Origin of the sequence: Duganella sp. BJB1802 (genome assembly GCF_013369445.1) — a bacterium.
Taxonomy (GTDB): Bacteria; Pseudomonadota; Gammaproteobacteria; order Burkholderiales; family Burkholderiaceae_D; genus Rugamonas; species Rugamonas vulcania_A.
Genome location: NZ_JABWEF010000019.1, coordinates 60,990 through 79,213 on the forward strand (window position 1 = coordinate 60,990; position 18,224 = coordinate 79,213).

Annotated in this window: 11 protein-coding genes; 8 read left to right on the forward strand and 3 right to left on the reverse strand. The window is 67.7% G+C overall.

What is annotated here, in order from left to right; all coding sequences use genetic code 11:
• The first annotated feature begins 141 nt into the window (after window positions 1–141).
• The 8 genes from fliL to HUX88_RS25395 all read left to right on the forward strand — a co-directional run bounded on the left by fliL (window position 142) and on the right by HUX88_RS25395 (window position 13,708).
• Window positions 142–666 (forward strand): flagellar basal body-associated protein FliL, encoded by a 525-nt coding sequence (gene fliL / locus HUX88_RS25360; RefSeq protein ID WP_176363585.1) that lies wholly within the window; start codon window positions 142–144, stop codon window positions 664–666.
• Window positions 667–676: 10 nt separating this feature from the next.
• On the forward strand, window positions 677–1,657 hold the full coding sequence (fliM, locus tag HUX88_RS25365) for a flagellar motor switch protein FliM (RefSeq protein ID WP_117011634.1): 981 nt from the start codon (window positions 677–679) through the stop codon (window positions 1,655–1,657).
• Window positions 1,658–1,701: 44 nt separating this feature from the next.
• Window positions 1,702–2,127 carry a flagellar motor switch protein FliN gene (gene fliN, locus HUX88_RS25370; RefSeq protein WP_008451351.1) on the forward strand — a complete coding sequence of 142 codons (426 nt, stop codon included), beginning with the start codon at window positions 1,702–1,704 and terminating at the stop codon, window positions 2,125–2,127.
• The gene (gene fliO / locus HUX88_RS25375; protein WP_229219546.1) at window positions 2,124–2,846 is read left to right on the forward strand and encodes a flagellar biosynthetic protein FliO; all 723 of its coding nucleotides are present in this window, start codon (window positions 2,124–2,126) and stop codon (window positions 2,844–2,846) included. Before fliN ends, fliO begins: the two co-directional genes overlap by 4 nt.
• On the forward strand, window positions 2,836–3,612 hold the full coding sequence (gene fliP / locus HUX88_RS25380) for a flagellar type III secretion system pore protein FliP (RefSeq protein WP_117011635.1): 777 nt from the start codon (window positions 2,836–2,838) through the stop codon (window positions 3,610–3,612). Before fliO ends, fliP begins: the two co-directional genes overlap by 11 nt.
• A gap of 9 nt (window positions 3,613–3,621) precedes the next feature.
• A complete protein-coding gene (gene fliQ, locus HUX88_RS25385; RefSeq protein WP_117011636.1) occupies window positions 3,622–3,891 on the forward strand; it encodes a flagellar biosynthesis protein FliQ in 270 nt (89 codons plus the stop codon).
• A gap of 96 nt (window positions 3,892–3,987) precedes the next feature.
• Window positions 3,988–4,830 carry a flagellar biosynthetic protein FliR gene (gene fliR, locus HUX88_RS25390; RefSeq protein WP_117011637.1) on the forward strand — a complete coding sequence of 281 codons (843 nt, stop codon included), beginning with the start codon at window positions 3,988–3,990 and terminating at the stop codon, window positions 4,828–4,830.
• 85 nt (window positions 4,831–4,915) lie between these two features.
• Window positions 4,916–13,708 carry an S-layer family protein gene (locus tag HUX88_RS25395; protein ID WP_176363586.1) on the forward strand — a complete coding sequence of 2,931 codons (8,793 nt, stop codon included), beginning with the start codon at window positions 4,916–4,918 and terminating at the stop codon, window positions 13,706–13,708.
• Between the two features lie 257 nt (window positions 13,709–13,965).
• Here HUX88_RS25395 and flgL read toward each other — a convergent pair whose 3' ends face one another.
• The 3 genes from flgL to flgJ are packed head-to-tail and all read right to left on the reverse strand — an operon-like array spanning window position 13,966 to window position 18,217.
• Complete coding sequence (flgL, locus tag HUX88_RS25400; RefSeq protein WP_117011639.1) at window positions 13,966–15,228, reverse strand: flagellar hook-associated protein FlgL; 1,263 nt, start codon at window positions 15,226–15,228, stop codon at window positions 13,966–13,968.
• Between the two features lie 5 nt (window positions 15,229–15,233).
• Complete coding sequence (flgK, locus tag HUX88_RS25405) at window positions 15,234–17,189, reverse strand: flagellar hook-associated protein FlgK (protein ID WP_176363587.1); 1,956 nt, start codon at window positions 17,187–17,189, stop codon at window positions 15,234–15,236.
• Window positions 17,190–17,242: 53 nt separating this feature from the next.
• On the reverse strand, window positions 17,243–18,217 hold the full coding sequence (gene flgJ / locus HUX88_RS25410) for a flagellar assembly peptidoglycan hydrolase FlgJ (protein ID WP_117011641.1): 975 nt from the start codon (window positions 18,215–18,217) through the stop codon (window positions 17,243–17,245).
• Window positions 18,218–18,224: the final 7 nt, after the last annotated feature.

Consider the following 18,224-nt stretch of genomic DNA (forward strand, 5'->3'; position numbering starts at 1 on the left):
TCACTACGGAAACGTCAAGCAGCACCCGGATCGCCCCTCTTTTCGACGTATGCGATGCCGCAGTCCCGACCGATAATGACATAATGGCGTCATGTTCCACTTCCGCATCATGCAAGGGCAATTTTGAAAGCGAACCCAAAAATGAAAGCCGATCAGAAAGTTGAAGCAGCGCCCAGCGGCGGCGGCAGCAAAAAACTGATCATCATCATCCTGGCGGTGGTCCTGGTGTTGGGCGCGGCCGGCGGTGGTGCGGCCTGGTTCTTCCTGCATGACAAGGGCGACGCGGCCGAGGAAGAGGCGCCGGCCAAGAACAAGCACAAGAACGCCAAGAAGGCCAAGGCCGGTCCGCCGGAATATGTGCCGGTCGAGCCGTTCACGGTCAACCTGCAGCCGGGCGACAACGGCGCCGACCAGTACCTGCAGATCGCCTTCACGCTGGAAGTGGGCGGGCTGGAAGAGAAGGAAAACGTCAAGAACAACATGGCCAAGGTGCGCAGCCGCATGCTGTTGCTGCTGTCGAGCAAGCGCGCCGTGGACATCAACACGCCGGATGGCAAAGTCCAGCTGGCCAAGGAAATCATCGCCCAGCTCAAGGAACCCTTCGAGGACCGCGGCGCGCCGCAGGAAATCGAGGATGTGCTGTTCACCTCGTTTATCATTCAGTAAGTAGAAAGTCATGGCTGATAATTTTCTCTCCCAGGAAGAAGTCGATGCCCTTCTGAAGGGCGTCAACGGCGACCAGGACGACGTCCAGGCGCAGGAAGACGTCGCGGGAGTACGAACGTATAACCTGGCCACCCAGGAACGTATCGTCCGTGGGCGCATGCCGACGCTGGAGATTATCAACGAGCGCTTCGCCCGCCTGTTGCGGGTCGGCCTGTTCAACTTCCTGCGCCGCAGCGCCGAGGTGTCGGTGGGCTCGGTGCGGGTCTCCAAGTATTCCGAGTTCATCCGCAACCTGGTGGTGCCGACCAACCTCAACCTGGTGCACATGAAGCCGCTGCGCGGCACCGCGCTGATGGTGTTCGATCCGGGCCTGGTGTTCCTGCTGGTGGACAACCTGTTCGGCGGCGACGGCCGCTTCCACACCCGCGTCGAGGGCCGCGACTTCACCCAGACCGAGCAGCGCATCATCCTGCGCATCCTGGACATCGTGTTCGAGGCCTACACCAAGTCGTGGGAGCCGGTCTATCCGGTCGAGTTCGAGTACATCCGCTCGGAGATGAACACGCAGTTCGCCAACATCGCCACGCCGAACGAGGTGGTGGTGGCGTCGACCTTCACAGTGGAGCTGGGATCGGTGTCCGGCCAGATCCACTTCTGCATGCCCTACTCGATGATCGAGCCGATCCGCGATTCGCTGACCTCCAGCCTGCAGGGCGAGGCGCTGGAGGTGGACAAGCGCTGGATCCGCCTGATGACGCAGCAGATCCAGATCGCCGAGGTCGAGATCGTCGCCTCGCTGGGCACGGCCAAGGTCAATTTCGACGAGATCCTCAACATGCGCGTGGGCGACATCATCCCGCTGCACATCCCGGAAATGATCTCGGCCACGGTCGACGGCGTGCCGGTCATGGATTGCAGCTACGGCGTGATGAACGGACAATACGCGCTGAAGGTGGAGAAATTGCTCGCCAATGCCGATAACATCAAATAATGCCGGCGCAACCGCCGCCGGTGACCGCAATACAGGAGAGAAGCATGTCGGATAATCAAGACGATACGATGGACGACGACCCATGGGGCGCGGCCATCGCCGAGCAGGCGCAGGCCGAGGCGGCCGCGCTGGAGAAGCAGCAGGCCCAGACGGCCAGCGCCGCCGTGTTCACGGACTTTTCCAGCACGCCGAGCAAGACCGAGACCCACAACGATATCGACTTCATCCTCGATATCCCGGTGCAGCTCACGGTCGAGCTGGGCCGCACCAAGATCGCCATCAAGAACCTGCTGCAACTGGCGCAGGGCTCGGTGGTGGAGCTGGACGGCCTGGCCGGCGAGCCGATGGACGTGCTGGTCAACGGCTGCCTGATCGCCCAGGGCGAGGTGGTGGTGGTCAACGACAAGTTCGGTATCCGCCTGACCGACATCATCACGCCGTCCGAACGTATCCGAAAACTGAATAAATGAAGCACGGACTGACCTCAACCCTGATCCTCGCGGCGGCCCTGGCCGCCGCGCCCGCAATGGCCCAGCGCAGCGTGTCGGGCACCATCGGCGGCCAGCACGCGGCCAGCGCACCGGCCGTGGCCGCGCCGCCGGCCGTCGCCGCAGCCGCGCCCGCCGCCACCGCCGCCCCTACTCCTGCCGCTGCTCCCGCCGACGCGCCCGCCGTGGCGGTTGTCGCCGCCACGGCAGCCGGTGCGGCGTCCGCGCCGGCCCAAGGCGCCCCGGCCGATGCGCCCGCCTCCGCTGGAGCCGCATCCGCGCCTGGCCCAACGGCCACAACGGCCCCCACCGGCCCGCTGTCGATGACCATCCCCACGCCGCAGGCGGCGCCCGCCTCCCCCGGCGGCGGCCTGCTGCAAACCACTTTCGCGCTGATGTTCGTGCTGGCCTTGATGATCGGCGCGGCCTGGTTCCTGAAGCGCTTCGGCCCCAAGAACTTCGGCGGCGGCAACAGCAACGTCAAGCTGGTCGGCGCGCTCAGCGTGGGCGCGCGCGAGCGCATCCTGGTGGTGGAAGTGGGCGAACAATGGATCGTGGTCGGTGCCTCGCCCGGCCGCATGAACGCGCTGGCCACCATGCCGCGCCAGGAAAGCAGCGAACCGGCCGCCACGGCCGCGCTGCCGACCGCCAACTTCGCCGAATGGTTCAAACAAACGATCGAAAAGCGCAATGGCAAATAAGCAGGCCGGCATCCCCCTGGCTACGGCCGTCAAATCCCTGTTGATGCTGGCCGCGCTGGCCCTGCCGATCGCGGCCGGCGCCGATTCGAGCATCGGCATCCCGGCCTTCAACGCCACCCCGGCGCCGGGCGGCGGCACCAGCTACACGCTGCCGATCCAGACCATGCTGCTGATGACGGCGCTGACCTTCATCCCGGCCGCGCTGCTGTTGATGACCAGCTTCACCCGCATCATCATCGTGCTGTCGCTGCTGCGCCAGGCGCTGGGCACGCAGTCGGCCCCGCCCAACCAGGTGATGGTCGGGCTGGCGCTGTTCCTGACGCTGTTCGTCATGGGCCCCACCTTCGACAAGATCTACACCGAGGCCTATCTGCCGCTGCAGGAAAACAAGATCAACATGAGCGTGGCCATGGACAAGGGCGCGGCGCCGTTAAAAACTTTCATGATGAAGCAAACCCGGCAGGCCGACCTGGCCTTGTTCGTGAAACTGTCGCGCAGTCCCGCGCTGCAGGGGCCGGAAGACGTGCCGCTGCGCATCCTGGTGCCGGCCTTCGTCACCAGCGAACTCAAAACCGCGTTCCAGATCGGCTTCGCCATCTTCATTCCATTTCTGATTATCGACATGGTGGTCGCCTCTGTACTTATGTCGATGGGGATGATGATGATGTCGCCGGCCGTGATCTCGCTGCCGTTCAAGCTGATGCTGTTCGTGCTGGTGGACGGCTGGCAACTGCTGCTGGGCTCGCTGGCCCAGAGCTTTTACTAGGAGCGCGCCATGACACCCGAAAGCGTGATGACGATGGGCCGCCACGCCATGGAGGTGACCCTGATGATCGCCGCCCCCATGCTGCTGGTGGCGCTGATCATCGGCCTGGTGGTCAGCATCTTCCAGGCCGCCACCCAGATCAACGAGGCGACCTTGTCCTTCATCCCCAAGCTGGTCGGCATCTTCGTGGCGCTGGTGGTGGCCGGCCCGTGGATGCTGGCGGTCATGCTCGACTACATGCGCGAGATCTTCGGCGGCATCCCCGGCCTGGTCGGCTAGACATTTTGCCAATATGTAACAATTTACGATTCAACAAGAAGTTGATTTAAAATAAGAAGGTAGATGCTCGGTGGAAATAAATAGGGAAAACGCCTCATGATTTCGTTCTCCACTGCCGATATCAACCTGTGGATCGCTGGATTGCTGTGGCCGCTGACCCGCATCCTGGGCTTGCTGGCGGCGTCCCCGCTGTTCGGCAACTCCAGCGTGCCGGCCAGCGTCAAGATCAGCCTGGGCGTGTTGCTGGCCATGGTGGTGGCGCCGGCCGTGCCGCCGCTGCCGGCCGCCGACCCGACCTCGCTGGCCGGCCTGCTGATCGTGCTGCAGGAAATGCTGGTCGGGCTGGCGATGGGCTTCAGCATCCGCATCGTGTTCGCTGCGGTGGAGATGGCGGGAGAAATCTCCAGTTTGACCATGGGCCTAGGGTTCGCGACGTTTTTCGACCCCAACACCCAGGGCCGCTCGTCGGCGATCAGCCAGTTCCTGGCGCTGGTGGCGACCATGATGTTTTTGGCGGTCAACGCCCACCTGGTGCTGCTGTCGGCGCTGGTGGAGAGCTTTTACACGCTGCCGGTGTCGGCCTCGCCGGTGTACGGCGGCGGCTTCAAGCAGCTGGCCGACTGGGGCGGCAGGATTTTCAGCACCGGTGTGCAGCTGTCGCTGCCCATCGTGGCCGCTTTACTGATTACCAACGTCGCGCTGGGCATCCTGACACGCGCGGCGCCGCAACTGAATTTGTTTGGGATCGGATTTCCGATCACCTTAGGTGTAGGTTTGCTGGTCATCGCCACGACACTCCCGTACTTGGCGACGCCCGTGCAAAACCTGTTTTTGGATGGCATAGAACGCGCGCGGCTGATGCCGCGGACGTGGTCGCAGCGCCCCCCGACGGCTCCGCCGGCAAGCTTGCCGGTTAGACCTCCCGGGCCGCGGCCATAGCGAAATTCAATAGCCAGCCAGTGATTTTTGGTTTCCATGAGGCAATTATGCGCGTATCATGGAGGCTCCCCGGGAGAACAACGCAATGACTTCGATCGTTACCAGTTTCACAACCGACCAGATCATCAGTCTCACGACTGCGCAGATCGGCCTGTTCACGACCGAAGACATGCAGGCGCTCAGTTCCGACCAGGTCGGCGTGATGAGCTCGGCCCAGGTGCGCGCCATCAGCACGCTGCAACTGAACTTCCTGAGCACCGACGGCCTGGTCGGCCTGTCCACCGACAACGTCCCCACCCTGACCCAGCAGCAGGTCGGCGCGCTCAACAGCGACCTGATCGCCGCCCTCAGCACCAGCCAGATGGTGGCGCTCAGCACCCGCGAGATGCAGGCGCTGAACAGCCGTCAGCTCAACCTGCTGAACTCCGACCAGGTCGCCGCGCTGGAAACGGTGGACCTGCGCGCGCTGTCGACCCTCCAGCTGGGCGCGCTCGGCTCGGACCAGGTCGCCAGCCTGACCACCGCCCAGCTCGGTTCGCTGGCCACCCAGCAGCTGCGCGCCCTCAGCACCAGCGCCGTGCAGGCGATCGGCACCGACCAGGTGCTGTCGCTGGCCACCGCCCTGCTGGGGCAGCTGACCACCAGCCAGCTCAACGCCCTGACGCAAGGCCAGCTGGCCGCCATCACCACCGACCAGATCGCCGGCCTGAGCTCGCTGCAGGTGAGCCTGCTGGCGACCGCCTCGCTGGCCAGCCTCGGCAGCGACCAGGTGGGCGCGCTGGAGACCCGCGACTTGATCGGCCTGAGCAGCGGCCAGGTGGCCGCCCTGGGCGCGCTGCAACTGGCCGGCCTGAACAGCGACCAGCTGCACGCGCTGCGCAGCAACGAGATCGCCGCCCTCACCACCGACCAGCTGCCGCTGCTGGGCACGGCCCAGCTCAATGCGCTGAGCTCGCTGGCACCGCTCAATTCCGCCCAGGTCGGCGCGCTCACCACCGAACAGGTCAACGCGCTGACCACCCGCACCATCGCCGCGCTCGGCAGCGCCCAGCTGGCCGCGCTCAACGCCGGCCAGGTGCAGGCGCTGGGCAGCGACCAGCTCATCGCGCTGTCGACCGCCCAGGTGGCGGCCCTGAGCAGCGCCGTGCTGGCCGCGCTGACCACCGACCAGATGCCGTTCATCGAAACGCGCGACATCGGCGCGCTGACCCCGGCGCAGATCCGCGCCCTCGGCAGCGACCAGCTGGCGGCGCTCACCACCGACCAGGTCGCCGCGCTGAGCACGGCCGCCGAGGCCGCCCTGCTGCCCGAGCAGCTGGCCGCGCTGGGCACCGGCCAGCTCAACGCGCTGCGCAGCGTGGCCCCGCTGAGCACGCTGCAAATCCAGGCGCTCGGCACCGACCAGATCGCCGGCCTGGACAGCAAGGCCATCGTCAACCTCAGCAGCGTGCAACTGGCCGCGCTGACCGCCGCCCAGGTGCAGGCGCTGGGCAGCGACCAGATCATCGAGATGACGGCGCTCCAGTACAGCAACCTGAGCAGCAACATGCTCAACGCCCTCACCAGCATCCAGATCGGCCTGATCGAGACGCGCGACATCGCCGCGCTGCGCGCCGCGCAGATCGCCCACCTGGCGACCGACCAGCTGGTGGTGCTGCTGAGCGACCAGTTCGTCGCGCTCAGCAGCAGCGCCATCGGCGCCCTCAGCACCGACCAGATCAGCGTGCTGACCACCGAGCAGCTGAACGCGCTGTCGACGCTGGCCGGCCTGTCGGGCAACCAGATCGCCTCCTTCACCACCGCGCAGCTGAGCTCGCTGTCGCTGCACAACCTGGGCACGCTGGCCAGCGGCCAGCTGCGGGTGCTGACCTCGGACCAGATCCAGTCGCTGACCACCGACCAGATCATCGCGCTGAGCGCGGCCCAGTTCCGCGGCCTGAGCACGGCCGCCATCGCGGCGCTGAGCACCGAGCAGGTGGCCGCCATCGAGACCGCCGACCTGGCCGGCCTCAACACCCAGCAGGTCAACAAGCTGGGCACGGCCCAGATCGCCGCGCTGAGCACCGACCAGATGTTCGCGCTGACCTCGGCCGAGACGGCCGCGCTGGGCACCGACCAGGTGCGGGCCCTGGACAGCGCCCAGATCGACGCGCTGCGCTTCCTGACCGCGCTGACCACGCGCCAGATCCGCGCGCTCACCACCGACCAGATCGGCAACATCACCACCATCGACCTGGCCAGCCTGACCACCCGCCAGTTCACCGGCTTCACCAGCGACCAGCTGCAGGCCTTGACCAGCGACCAGATCGTCGCGCTGAACTCGGCCCAGCTGGTGGCGCTGAGCACCGGCGCCATGGCCGTGCTGTCGACCGCCGCCATCGCCGCCATCGAGACGCGCGACATCCGCGCGCTGCGCACCGCCCAGATCGCCCAGCTGAGCACCGACCAGATCATGGCGCTGACCACCGGCCAACTGGCCGCGTTCACCACCGGCGAGATCCGCGCGCTGACGTCCGACCAGCTGTCCGTGCTCACCAGCGACCAGATCGTCGCGCTGTCGACGCTGGGCCCGCTGGTCACCAAGCAGATCGCCGGCCTGACCAGCGACCAGATCATGCAGCTGACCACGGACGACTTCGCGGCGCTGCAGACCAACCAGCTGGCCGCCTTCAACACCGACCAGGCCGCCGCGATCAGCAGCGACCAGGTGGTGGCGATGTCGACCGCGCAGGTGCGCTCGCTCAGCGCGGCCGCCATCGCCGCGCTCGGCACCGACCGCATCGCCGCGCTGCGCAACGCCGACCTGGTCGCGCTGAGCACGCGCCAGGTGGCCGCGCTCACCCCCGCCCAACTGGCCGCGCTGAGCACGCAGCAGCTGCGGGTGCTCACCACCGCCGAGATCGCCGCGCTGACGCTGGGCCAGATCGCCGGCCTGAGCAACGGCCAGATCGACGCCCTGGCCACGCTGGCCGCGCTGACCACCGCGCAACTGGCCGGCTTCAGCACCAACCAGCTGGCCGCGCTGAACCTGCCCGACCTGCGCTCGCTGAGCTCGAAACAAATCCACGCCCTCGGCACCGACCAGCTGGTGGCGCTGACGGTCGGCCAGATCGCCGGCATGACCACGGCCCAGCTGCGCGGCATCGCCGCCGGCGACATCGGCGCGCTCACCACCGGCCAGATCGCCGCGCTGACCAACACCGAGCTGGCCTCGCTGAGCACCAAGCAGCTGGCCGGCCTGGGCACCGACCAGATCGTCGTGCTCAGCACGCTCCAGATCGCCGCGCTGACCACCCAGGAGATCGCCGCCCTCAGCACCGACCAGAAGGCCGTGCTGAGCAGCGACCAGATCGCCGCGCTGAGCTCGCTGGCCAGCTTCACGCCGGCCGCCATCGCCGCCCTCACGACCACCCAGATCGCCTCGCTGCCGCCGGCCGTCCTGGCCGGCCTGACCACGCGCCAGATCACCGCGCTGACCTCCGACCAGATCGCCGTGCTGACCACCGACGAACTGGCGGCGCTGTCGACCGCCCAGTTCCGCGCCCTCACCACCGACCAGATCGCCGCGCTGACGACCGGCCAGGTGCCGGCCATTCCGCTGGCCGACGTGCGCGCGCTGTCGACCCGCCAGGTGGCGGCGCTGACCACCGACCAGCTGAGCATGCTGACGCCGTCGCAGTTCGGCGCCCTGAGCACCGTCGACATCGCCAACCTCAGCACGCAGCAGATCGCCGCGCTGTCGCTGGCCCAGGTGGCCAGCTTCGCCTCGCTGGCGCCGCTGACCAGCAAGCAGATCGCCGCCCTCACGACCACCCAGATCGCCAGCCTGGCGCTGGCCAAGATCGCCACGCTCAAGACCAGCCAGATCGCCGGCCTGACCAGCGTCCAGGTGGGCGCGCTCACCACCGACGAGATCGTCGCGCTGAGCACCGCCCAGGTGCGCAGCCTGAACGCCGCCACCCTGGCCGCGCTGTCGCCGGCGCAGGTGGCCGCGATCGAGGTGGTGGACATCGCCGCGCTGGGCACCAACCAGGTCACCGCGCTGTCGAGCGACCAGATGGCCGCGCTGACCGCCGGCCAGTTCGCCGCGCTCAGCACCCGCACCCTGGCCAGCCTGACCACCGACCAGGTGGCCGGCCTGCTGCTGGCCCAGATCGACAGCCTGGCCTCGCTGGCGCCGCTGACCACCAACCAGGTCGGCGCGCTCACCACCGACCAGATCGTCAGCCTCGGCCTGGCCCAGATCGCCACGCTGGGCAGCCGCCAGCTCAACGCGCTGGCCAGCGCCCAGCTGCAGGCGCTCACCGCCGCCCAGATCGTCGCGCTGGAGACCGCGCAAATCCGCGGCCTGAGCGCGGCCACGCTGAACACGCTCTCCACCGACCAGATCGTCGCGATCGAACTGGTCGACATCGCCGCGCTGCGCACCGCCCAGGTGGCCGGGCTGAACACCACCCAGGTGGCCGCGCTCACGCTGGCCCAGCTCGGCGCCTTCACCTCGCAGGAGATCGCCGCGCTGACCACCGTCCAGCTGGGCGCGCTCACCACCGACCAGTTCGCCGCGCTGGGCAGCCTCGCCGGCCTCAACACGCGCCAGATCAGCGGCCTGTCGAGCGACCAGATCATCGCGCTGACGCCGGCCCAGGTGGCCGCGCTCAAGACCTCGCAGATCGCCGCCCTCAGCAGCACCCAGATCCGCTACCTCACCAGCGACCAGATCCCCGTGCTCAGCACGGCCCAGGTGCGGGCGCTGTCGGCCGCCGTCATCGCCGCGCTGACCACCGACCAGATCATGGACCTGAGCGGGCCCGACCTGGCCGCGCTCAAGACCAGCCAGCTGATGGCGCTGACCAGCGACCAGCTGGGCGCGCTGTCGCTGACCCAGTACGGCGCCCTGATCAGCAGCGAGGTGGCCGCGCTGACCACCAGCCAGCTGAGCGTCCTGACCAGCGACCAGATCGCCGCGCTGGCCAACCTGGCGGTGCTGACCACCAACCAGATCGGCAGCCTGACCACCGCCCAGCTGGCCACGCTGTCGGTGCCGCGCTTCGTCTCGCTGACCACGCGCCAGCTGGGCGCGCTGGGCAGCCGCCAGGTGGGCGGCATCAACACCGACCAGATCATGGCGCTGTCGACCGCGCAGATCCGCGCCCTCAACACCAGCCTGCTGACCGCTCTCAGCAGCGACCAGCTGGAGGCCATCCAGGCGCCGGACTTCGGCGCCCTGACCACCAGCCAGCTGCGCGCGCTGACCACGGCGCAGATGCAGGCGCTGCTGACCGACCAGCTGCACGCGCTGAGCTCGGCCGGCATCGCCGCCTTCACCCAGTCCCAGCTGGCCGCGCTCAGCAACGCCCAGGCCGCCGCGCTGGGCAACCTGGCCGACTACTCGACGCTGCAGATCGCCGCCATGTCGACCAGCCGCATCGCCGGCCTGTCGCTGCTGGACATCGACCTGCTGAGCACGCGCCAGATCGGCGCCCTGTCGTCGACCCAGGTGTCGGTGCTGAGCAGCGACCAGATCATCGAACTGAGCGGCGCCCAGGTGGGCGCGCTCAGCGCCGCCGCGCTGGCCGGCCTGAGCACCGATCAGATCACCTACATCGAGGCGGGCGACATCGCCGCGCTCAAGTCGGCCCAGCTGCAGGCGCTCTCCAGCGCCCAGCTGCAGGCGCTCACCAGCGACCAGATCGGCGCGCTGACCACGCGCGAGGTGGCCGCGCTCAAGGCCAGCCAGATCCCCCTGCTGACCGCCAGCCAGCTGGCCAACCTGGCCGGCATCGCCGGCCTGACCTCGGCGCAGATCCGCGCGCTGGGCTCCGAGCAGATCGCCGCGCTGCTGCCGGACCAGATCGCCGCGCTGCGCACCGCCCAGATCGCCGCGCTGAGCAACACCCAGATCGTCAACCTGAACAGCGACCAGATCATCGCGCTGACCACCGCCGACATGCTGGCGCTGAACACGCGCAGCCTGGCCGCGCTGACCCCGGCCCAGATCGTCGCGATCGAGCTGGCCGACGTCGCCGCGCTGCGCTCGGCCCAGCTGTCGTCGCTGACCACCGACCAGCTGGCCGCGCTGACCACCGACCAGGTCGCCGTGCTGGGCAGCAACGCCATCAACGGCCTGACCGTCAACCAGGTGCGCGCGCTGACCACCGACCAGATCGTCAACCTGACGGCCGGGCAGGTGGCCGCCCTGTCGACCCGGGCCATCGCCACGCTCAATTCCGACCAGTTCGCCGCGATCGAAGTGGGCGACCTGGCCGCGCTGCGCACCCAGCAGATCCGCGCGCTGACCTCCAGCGAACTGATCAACATGACCACCAACCAGCTGACCGCGCTCAGCACCGCGCAGATCGCCGCGCTGAGCACCGCCCAGCTGAACTACCTGACGCCGGACCAGTTCCTGCTGCTCGGCTCGCTCGGCTCGCTCAACACCAACCAGGTGTCGACGCTGACCACCGACCGCATCCAGGCCCTGACCGACGACCAGCTCGGCGCGCTGAGCACCGCCCAGCTGACCGCGCTGACCAGCCGCCAGCTGCAAGCGTTCAACACCCACCAGATCCAGCAACTGACGGTGGCGCAGTGGCGCGCGCTGAGCACCTCGGCGCTGCGCGGCCTGTACAGCGACCAGATCACCGCGATCGAGGTGGAGGACCTGTCGGGCCTGAAGACCAGCCAGATCGCCTCGCTGAGCACGCTGCAAATCTCGCAGCTCACCCTCGACCAGTTCGGCGCGCTCACCACGGCCGAGGTGGCCTCGCTGACCGCGGCCCAGGCCAAGGCCCTGACCACCGACCAGCTCAACGGCCTGGCCACGCTGGCCGGCCTGACCACGCTGCAGGTCGGCGCGTTGACCACCGACCAGCTGGTCGCCCTCAACGGCGACCACATGGCGACGCTGCGCACCGCGCAGATCGCCGCGCTGACCAAGAACCAGCTGCAAGCCTTCACCACCGACCAGGTGGTCAACCTGAGCACCGCGCAGGTGCGCGCGCTGAGCGTGGCCGCGCTGGCCGGCCTGAGCACCGACCAGATCCAGCTCATCTCGCTCGACGACATCCCGGCGCTCAGCAGCATGCAGTTGAACGCGCTGACCAAGGCCCAGTTCACGGCCCTGACGCTGGGCCAGATCGCCAGCCTGGCGACGCTGCAGATCGCCTCGCTGAGCCCGGCCGACATCACCGCCCTGAGCACCCAGCAGATCAACACGCTGAGCACGCTGGGCGTGCTCAACGCCGGCCAGGTGGCGGCGCTGACCTCCGACCAGCTGGGCGGCATCGACGTCGACCACTTCGCCACCTTGCGCTCGGCGCAGATCGCCGCGTTCACGCTGCGGCAGATGGCGCTGCTGACCACCGACCAGCTGGGCGCGCTGAGCACCCAGCAGGCGCGCGGCCTGAACATGACCATCCTGGGCACCGACCAGATCGCCGCGCTGAACGTCGACGCGGTGGCCGCGCTGACCACGGCGCAGCTGCAAACGCTCAAGACCAGCCAGATCGGCGCCCTCACCGGCCCCCAGTTCGCCGCGCTGTCGACCCGTTCGCTGGCCTCGCTGGCGGTCACGCAGATCCGCGGCCTGAGCACCGACCAGCTGACCGCGCTCGGTTCGCTGAGCGCCTTCACCGCCAACCAGATCACCGGCTTCAGCTCCGACCAGATCGTCGGCCTGTCGGCCGACATGATCAACAGCCTGCGCACCGCGCAGATCGCCGCGTTCGGCTCGACCCAGTCGCTGGGCCTGACCACCACGCAGATCTCCTCGCTCGCCCCGACGCTGGTGGCATCGCTGTCGGTGGCGGCGATCAACGCGCTGAGCGCCGACCAGATCCACGCGCTCGACGGCAACGACATCGTGGCGCTGAAGACCGCGCAGCTGTCGGGCCTGAGCTCGACCACCATCACCAACTTCTCGCTCGACCAGGTGGCCGCGTTCTCGACCGCGCAGATCCGTTCGCTCAAGGGCACCCAGATCAAGGCCTTCACGCTGGAGCAGATCGCCGCGCTGACGGTGGGCGAGATTTCCGCGCTGGCCTCGACCCAGGTGTGCGCGCTGACCGCCGAGCAGCGCGCCGCGCTGACCGCCGATCAGCTGGCGGTGCTGCCGGCCGGCAGCCCGGTGATCCTCGACCTGAACGGCGACGGCATCGCCACGCTGGGCATCGAAGCCGGCGTCAAGTTCGACCTGTACGCCGACGGCGAGCGCATCAACACAGGCTGGGTCGGCCGCGGCGACGGCCTGCTCGCGCTGGACCGCAACCACGACGGCCTGATCAACGACGGCAGCGAGCTGTTCGGCACCGCCACCAATCTGGCCGCCGGCGGCAAGGCCAGCGACGGCTTCGCCGCGCTGGGCGACCTGGACAGCAACCACGACGGCGTGGTCGACAGCAAGGACGCGCAGTTCGGCGACCTGCGGGTGTGGATCGACGCCAACGCGGACGGCGTCAGCCAGGAAGGCGAGCTCAAGACATTGAACGCGCTGGGCATCGCCAGCCTGACGGTCCAGGCCGACAAGGTAAGCGAGCTCGACAACAACAACTGGATCGGCCGGCGCTCCAGCTACACCGGCACCGACGGCGTGGCGCACCAGGCGGCCGACGTCTGGTTCCTGGCCAGCCGGGCCGCGCAGACCAGCGCGCTGACGCAGGCGATCGCCGGCTACGGCCAGCAAGCCGTCGCGGGCGACAGCGGCGGAGGTGGACAGCTGACGCAACCGGCCGCGCCCGGCCTGGCCGGCAATGTCGCCGCGCTCACGGAGCAGCTCAAGCAATACGACGCCACCACCGGCCTGAGCGGCAGCGCCACGGCCGGCGAGCAAGACTGGTTCCGCAAGCCCACCACCGCCACCGGCCTGCTCGCCGCCAAATAAAATGGGGGCAAGTCCGACATTCGGACACTAAAATTGGGGTCAAGTCTGACATTCGGACACGAACTCAGCTGTAGCACGGCGCTACTGCTGAGTTCGTGTCAACAATCGACAACAAACGGTTGGGGCGCAATGCTACGGTAAAGCTCGTGTCCGAATGTCAGACTTGACCCCAAAGTTGCTTCCTGGATTGGCCACAAAAAAGCCCCGAGCGCGCAAGCGTCGGGGCTTTTTTCATGGCGGCGCCGTAGGCGCCGGGATCAGGTGATGTAGTTGAACAGCGATAGCCCAGCCAGGCTCTTGAACGATTTCTGCGCCGCGTCCAGCGTGGTCTGCTGCTGCGTGAACAGCGAGATCGCCTTCACCGTGTCGACGTCCTGCAAGTCCGACAGCGTGGTGGCGTACTGCAGATTCAAATCGTCGCCGGAACTGTCCAGGTAGTCCAGCTCCTTCAGCCGCGATCCCACCTCCGACTGGATCGACAGCAGATTGTCGGTGGCGTTGTCGATGTTCATGTGCGCCTGGTTCAGCTTGTTGTTCAGGCTGGCCTGCCCCGCCGCGCCGTCGCCCGGCGCGCGCAAGGCGGCGATCAGGTCGGTCACCGTGGTGAAGATCGATTGCTTGGTGCTCGGCTGCACCGTGAAGTTGTCGAGGTCGGCCGGGTCGCCCTTGACGTCGAACTGCACGCCGTCGAAGGTGATGTTCTGCCCGCTGACGTAGGGCTGCGGCACGGCCGGCACCGGCGCCGGCGGCACCGGCTGGTTCAGCGTCAGGTCGGTGACGGTGTAGGTGGTCACCTTGGGCGTGCCCGGCGTGGCCGGCACCACCTGGAAATCCACCTGGTACTTGTGGCCGGTCAGCTGGGTCGCGTCCTTGACCGAGCCGGCGCTGATGATGCCCGAACCGCCGCGCGTGAAGTTGGCCGGATCGGCGCCGGTGACGAAGGTGCCGTTGCCGGTCGCGTTGTTCTCGAACACCGACTCGCCGGAATCGCTGATCGGCAGCTTGCGGGTCGAGCCCACCTGCAGCTCGCGCTGCCCCTGGTCGCCCTGGTAGGCGGCGCCGGTGGCGGTCTGCGTGAACGGCAGGGTGGTCGACTTGTAGCCGGAGAACACATAGCCGCCCGTGCCGTCGGCGGTGTTGGCCTGGCCCAGCAGGTCGGCCAGACGCCCCTCCAGTTCGGTCGCCAGCGACTCGCGGTCCTTCTGCGTCATGCCGCCGTTGCCGGCGTTGACGGTCAGCGTCTTGATGTCCTGCAGGATCGAGGTCGAGCTGGCCAGCGCCACCGTCTCCAGCGACAGCGTGCCCTTGGCGTTGGAACGGTTGGTCACCAGCTGAGTGTTGATCGACTGCGACTGCGTCACTTCCAGCGCGCGCGCGGTGGCGATCGGATCGTCGGCCGCGGTCAGGTTCTTGCGGTTGGTCGCCAGTTGCTGCTGGGTGCGGGCCAGCGCGGTCTGCAGCGTGCCGATCTGGCCGACACCGACGTCGTAGATCGTCTTGGAACTGATACGCATGGTCATGATAATTACCTAATGTTGAGCAGGACATCAAACAACGTGCTGGCGACCTGCATCACTTTGCCGCTGGCCTGGTACGCCTGTTGATAGCGTAACAGATTTGCCGCCTCCTCATCCAGGTTCACACCGGAGACGCTCTGCTGCTGCGTGGTGGCCTGGGCCACGGCGGCGTCGGCGGCCGAGCCGCTGATCTGCGCCTCGCGCGCCTTGTTGCCGACGAAGTTGACCATCTGCGCGTAGGTGGTCTGGTAGGTGGCGTTGCCGTTGTCGAGGATGTTCTTGGTCTGCAGCCCGGCCAGCAGGGCGCCGTTGCGGCTGTCGCCCACGCCGCTGACGTTGGGCCCGACGGTGAACGTGTCGAGGTCGGCCGGCGTGCCGCTGATGTTGAAGTTGACCCCGCCGAAGCTGATCGCCGCACCCGGGGTGTAGGGCACGCTCGGCGTGCCGGCCGGGTACACGGTGGCCACGCCGTTGACCGTCACCGTCACGTCCTGCGCCGGCGGGAAACCCGACAGCGAACCGCTGGCCTTGTCGTAGGTCAGCGTGACCGGCGCCGCCAGCGCGTTGCCCGGCGTCAGGTAAGCGGGATCGACCGTGCCGGCGCTGATCTTGGCGTTGCCGGCGTTGGTGGTCGGCGCGGCGGTGGCGATCGGCGCCGCCAGCGCGATCTTGGTGCGGTCGGTGATGGCGACCTTGAAGTCGTTCGCCGCGTTGTAGGTCGGCCGCACCAGGAAATTGTCCTTGGCCTGCGGCGCCCCGGTGATCGTGTAGTCGACGCCGTCGATGGTTTGCGGCACCGTCTGCGGGAAGGGGTTGATCTGCGTGATCTGGCCGTCGCTGAGGCGGGTGACGTTGAAATTGGTGCCGTCGAAATCCACGCTGTAGTCGCTGGCGGTGAGCTTGCTGGCGTCGGTGACCACCGCGCTGACGCTGGCCGTGCTGGCCTGCGAGTTGTGGCTGTTGACGCCGACATAGGCGTTGATCGGCCCGAAGAACGGCGTGCCCAGCGCGCCGTTCTGGTCCTGCCCCAGCACGTGCTGGGCGTTGAAGCTGACCGCCAGCCCGGCCGCGATCTGGCCCAGCGAGTTTTGCGCGCGGTCCATGGTGCCGTCGCGGAACGTGATCAGGCCGCCCAGCTGGCCACCGGTCAACACGCTGTCCGGCAAGGCGCTGAAGGCGCCGCTGGGCGACTGGTAGCCCACCGTCACGCGGCTGGCGTCGGTCGGCGAGGTCGAGGTCGCCAGCTGGAAGGCGGTGTTGCCCACCACCAGCGGCTGGCCGGTGCCGAACTCCACCGTCAGCGTGTTGTTGTCGCCGGGGATGACGGTGGTCTTGACCAGCTTGTTGAGCTCGGTCAGCATCTGGTCGCGGTGGTCCAGCAGGTCGTTGGGCGCCTTGCCGTCCACGCTCAGGCCGGCGATGGTGTTGTTCAGGGCGGCGATCTCCTTGGCGAAGGAGTTGATCTCGCCGACGTTGGACGTGATCTGGCCGTTGACGCCGGAGGCGATCTCGGTCAGCCGCGCGCTCAAGCCCTGGAAGCGCCCGGCCAGCGAACTGGCGCTCGACAGCATCGCCTGGCGCGACGCGGCCGAGGCTGGATTCGACGTGGCGTCCTGCACGCCGTTGAAGAAGTCCTGCAGCGCCGGCGACAGGCCGGCGGTGGGATCGGCCAGCAGGTTGTCGACCTGGCTGATCTGCTTGGTGTAGGCGTCCAGCGAGGCCTGGCTGGACTCGGCGTTGCGCAGCTGCACCGCGAGGAAGTTGTCGTAGTAGCGGCGCACGGCCGACACCTCGGTGCCGCTGCCGACGAAGCCGAAGCCCTGGTCCTGGGTCGCGGTGTCGGACTGGATGGCGGCCTGGCGGCTGTATCCCGCAACACCAGCGTTGGTGATGTTGTTGCCGGTGGTCGACAGACCTACCTGGGCCGCCAACAAACCGCTTTTGCCGATGCTGAGAAGTGACATGATGTTTTTACTCTATCTGTAAGGTGGTAACGGCAGGCCGCCGCCAAACTTGACTAGCCGGCCAGCGAGCGCTTGATGATGCTGGTCAGCTTGTTCGCGTAATTCGGGTCGGTGGCGTAGCCCGCCTTCTGCAAGCCGTGCGCGAAGCTGCTGGCGTCGCCCGCGCTGGCCAGCACCTTCTCGTAGCGCGGATTGCTGGCCAACAGCTTGGCGTAGTCCTTGAAGCTGTCGCTGTAGCTGTCGTAGGCGCGGAAGCGCTCGACCTTGGTCTGCGCCTTGCCGTTGACATATTCGGTGGTGGTGGCCTCGACCACCTTGCCCTTCCAGTCGCCGCCGGCCTTGATGCCGAACAGGTTGTGGCTGTTGCTGCCGTCGCGGCCCTTGATCTCGCGCTTGCCCCAGCCGCTCTCCAGCGCCGCCTGGCCCAGCATGAACTTGGCCGGGATGCCGGTGGCGCGGCTGGCCTCCTCGGCGTCCGCCCCGAGCTTTTGCTGGAAGCTGCGCACGTGCGCCGCCTGGCTGCCCTTGACCGTGGCCGGCACCGCGCTGTTGTCGTCCACCGAGCCGGCCGCCCCCACCGCGCCGGCGCCGCCGGCCGCCGCGATGGCGCGCTGCAGCTTGGCGTCCATCAGGCTGGCCAGGCCGCCGAAGCTGCCGCCGTTGGCGCCGCTGCCGGTGTCGCCGGCCTCGTTGCCGATCGCCAGCGCCTGCTTGTCGGCGGTCTTGGACAATTGACGGATCAGCATGTCCGACAGGCCGATGCCCTTCTTGGCGATGTTCTGGCTGGTCTGCTGGTCCAGCATGGTGGTGAACATCTTGGTCTGCTGGCTGTCCATCATGCCGTCCTGCGGCGTGGCCTCGCGCATGCTCTTCATCATCATGTTGACGAACATGGCTTCGAACTGCGTGGCGGCCGTCTTCAACGCCTCCGGGCTGCCGGCCTTGGCCGACTGCCGCAGGCTGCCCATGTCTTTGACGTCGAGGGCGAACTTGCTGCTGAGGTCGTTGGAGGTGTTTGGACTGGTCATGATGCGC

Coding starts and splice junctions, on each gene's coding strand:
- fliL (WP_176363585.1), top strand. CDS start 142: ATGAAAGCCGATCAGAAAGTTGAAGCAGCGCCCAGCGGCGGCGGCAGC.
- flgL (WP_117011639.1), bottom strand. CDS start 15,228: ATGACCATGCGTATCAGTTCCAAGACGATCTACGACGTCGGTGTCGGC.
- fliN (WP_008451351.1), top strand. CDS start 1,702: ATGTCGGATAATCAAGACGATACGATGGACGACGACCCATGGGGCGCG.
- flgK (WP_176363587.1), bottom strand. CDS start 17,189: ATGTCACTTCTCAGCATCGGCAAAAGCGGTTTGTTGGCGGCCCAGGTA.
- fliP (WP_117011635.1), top strand. CDS start 2,836: ATGGCAAATAAGCAGGCCGGCATCCCCCTGGCTACGGCCGTCAAATCC.
- fliQ (WP_117011636.1), top strand. CDS start 3,622: ATGACACCCGAAAGCGTGATGACGATGGGCCGCCACGCCATGGAGGTG.
- fliR (WP_117011637.1), top strand. CDS start 3,988: ATGATTTCGTTCTCCACTGCCGATATCAACCTGTGGATCGCTGGATTG.
- flgJ (WP_117011641.1), bottom strand. CDS start 18,217: ATGACCAGTCCAAACACCTCCAACGACCTCAGCAGCAAGTTCGCCCTC.
- HUX88_RS25395 (WP_176363586.1), top strand. CDS start 4,916: ATGACTTCGATCGTTACCAGTTTCACAACCGACCAGATCATCAGTCTC.
- fliM (WP_117011634.1), top strand. CDS start 677: ATGGCTGATAATTTTCTCTCCCAGGAAGAAGTCGATGCCCTTCTGAAG.
- fliO (WP_229219546.1), top strand. CDS start 2,124: ATGAAGCACGGACTGACCTCAACCCTGATCCTCGCGGCGGCCCTGGCC.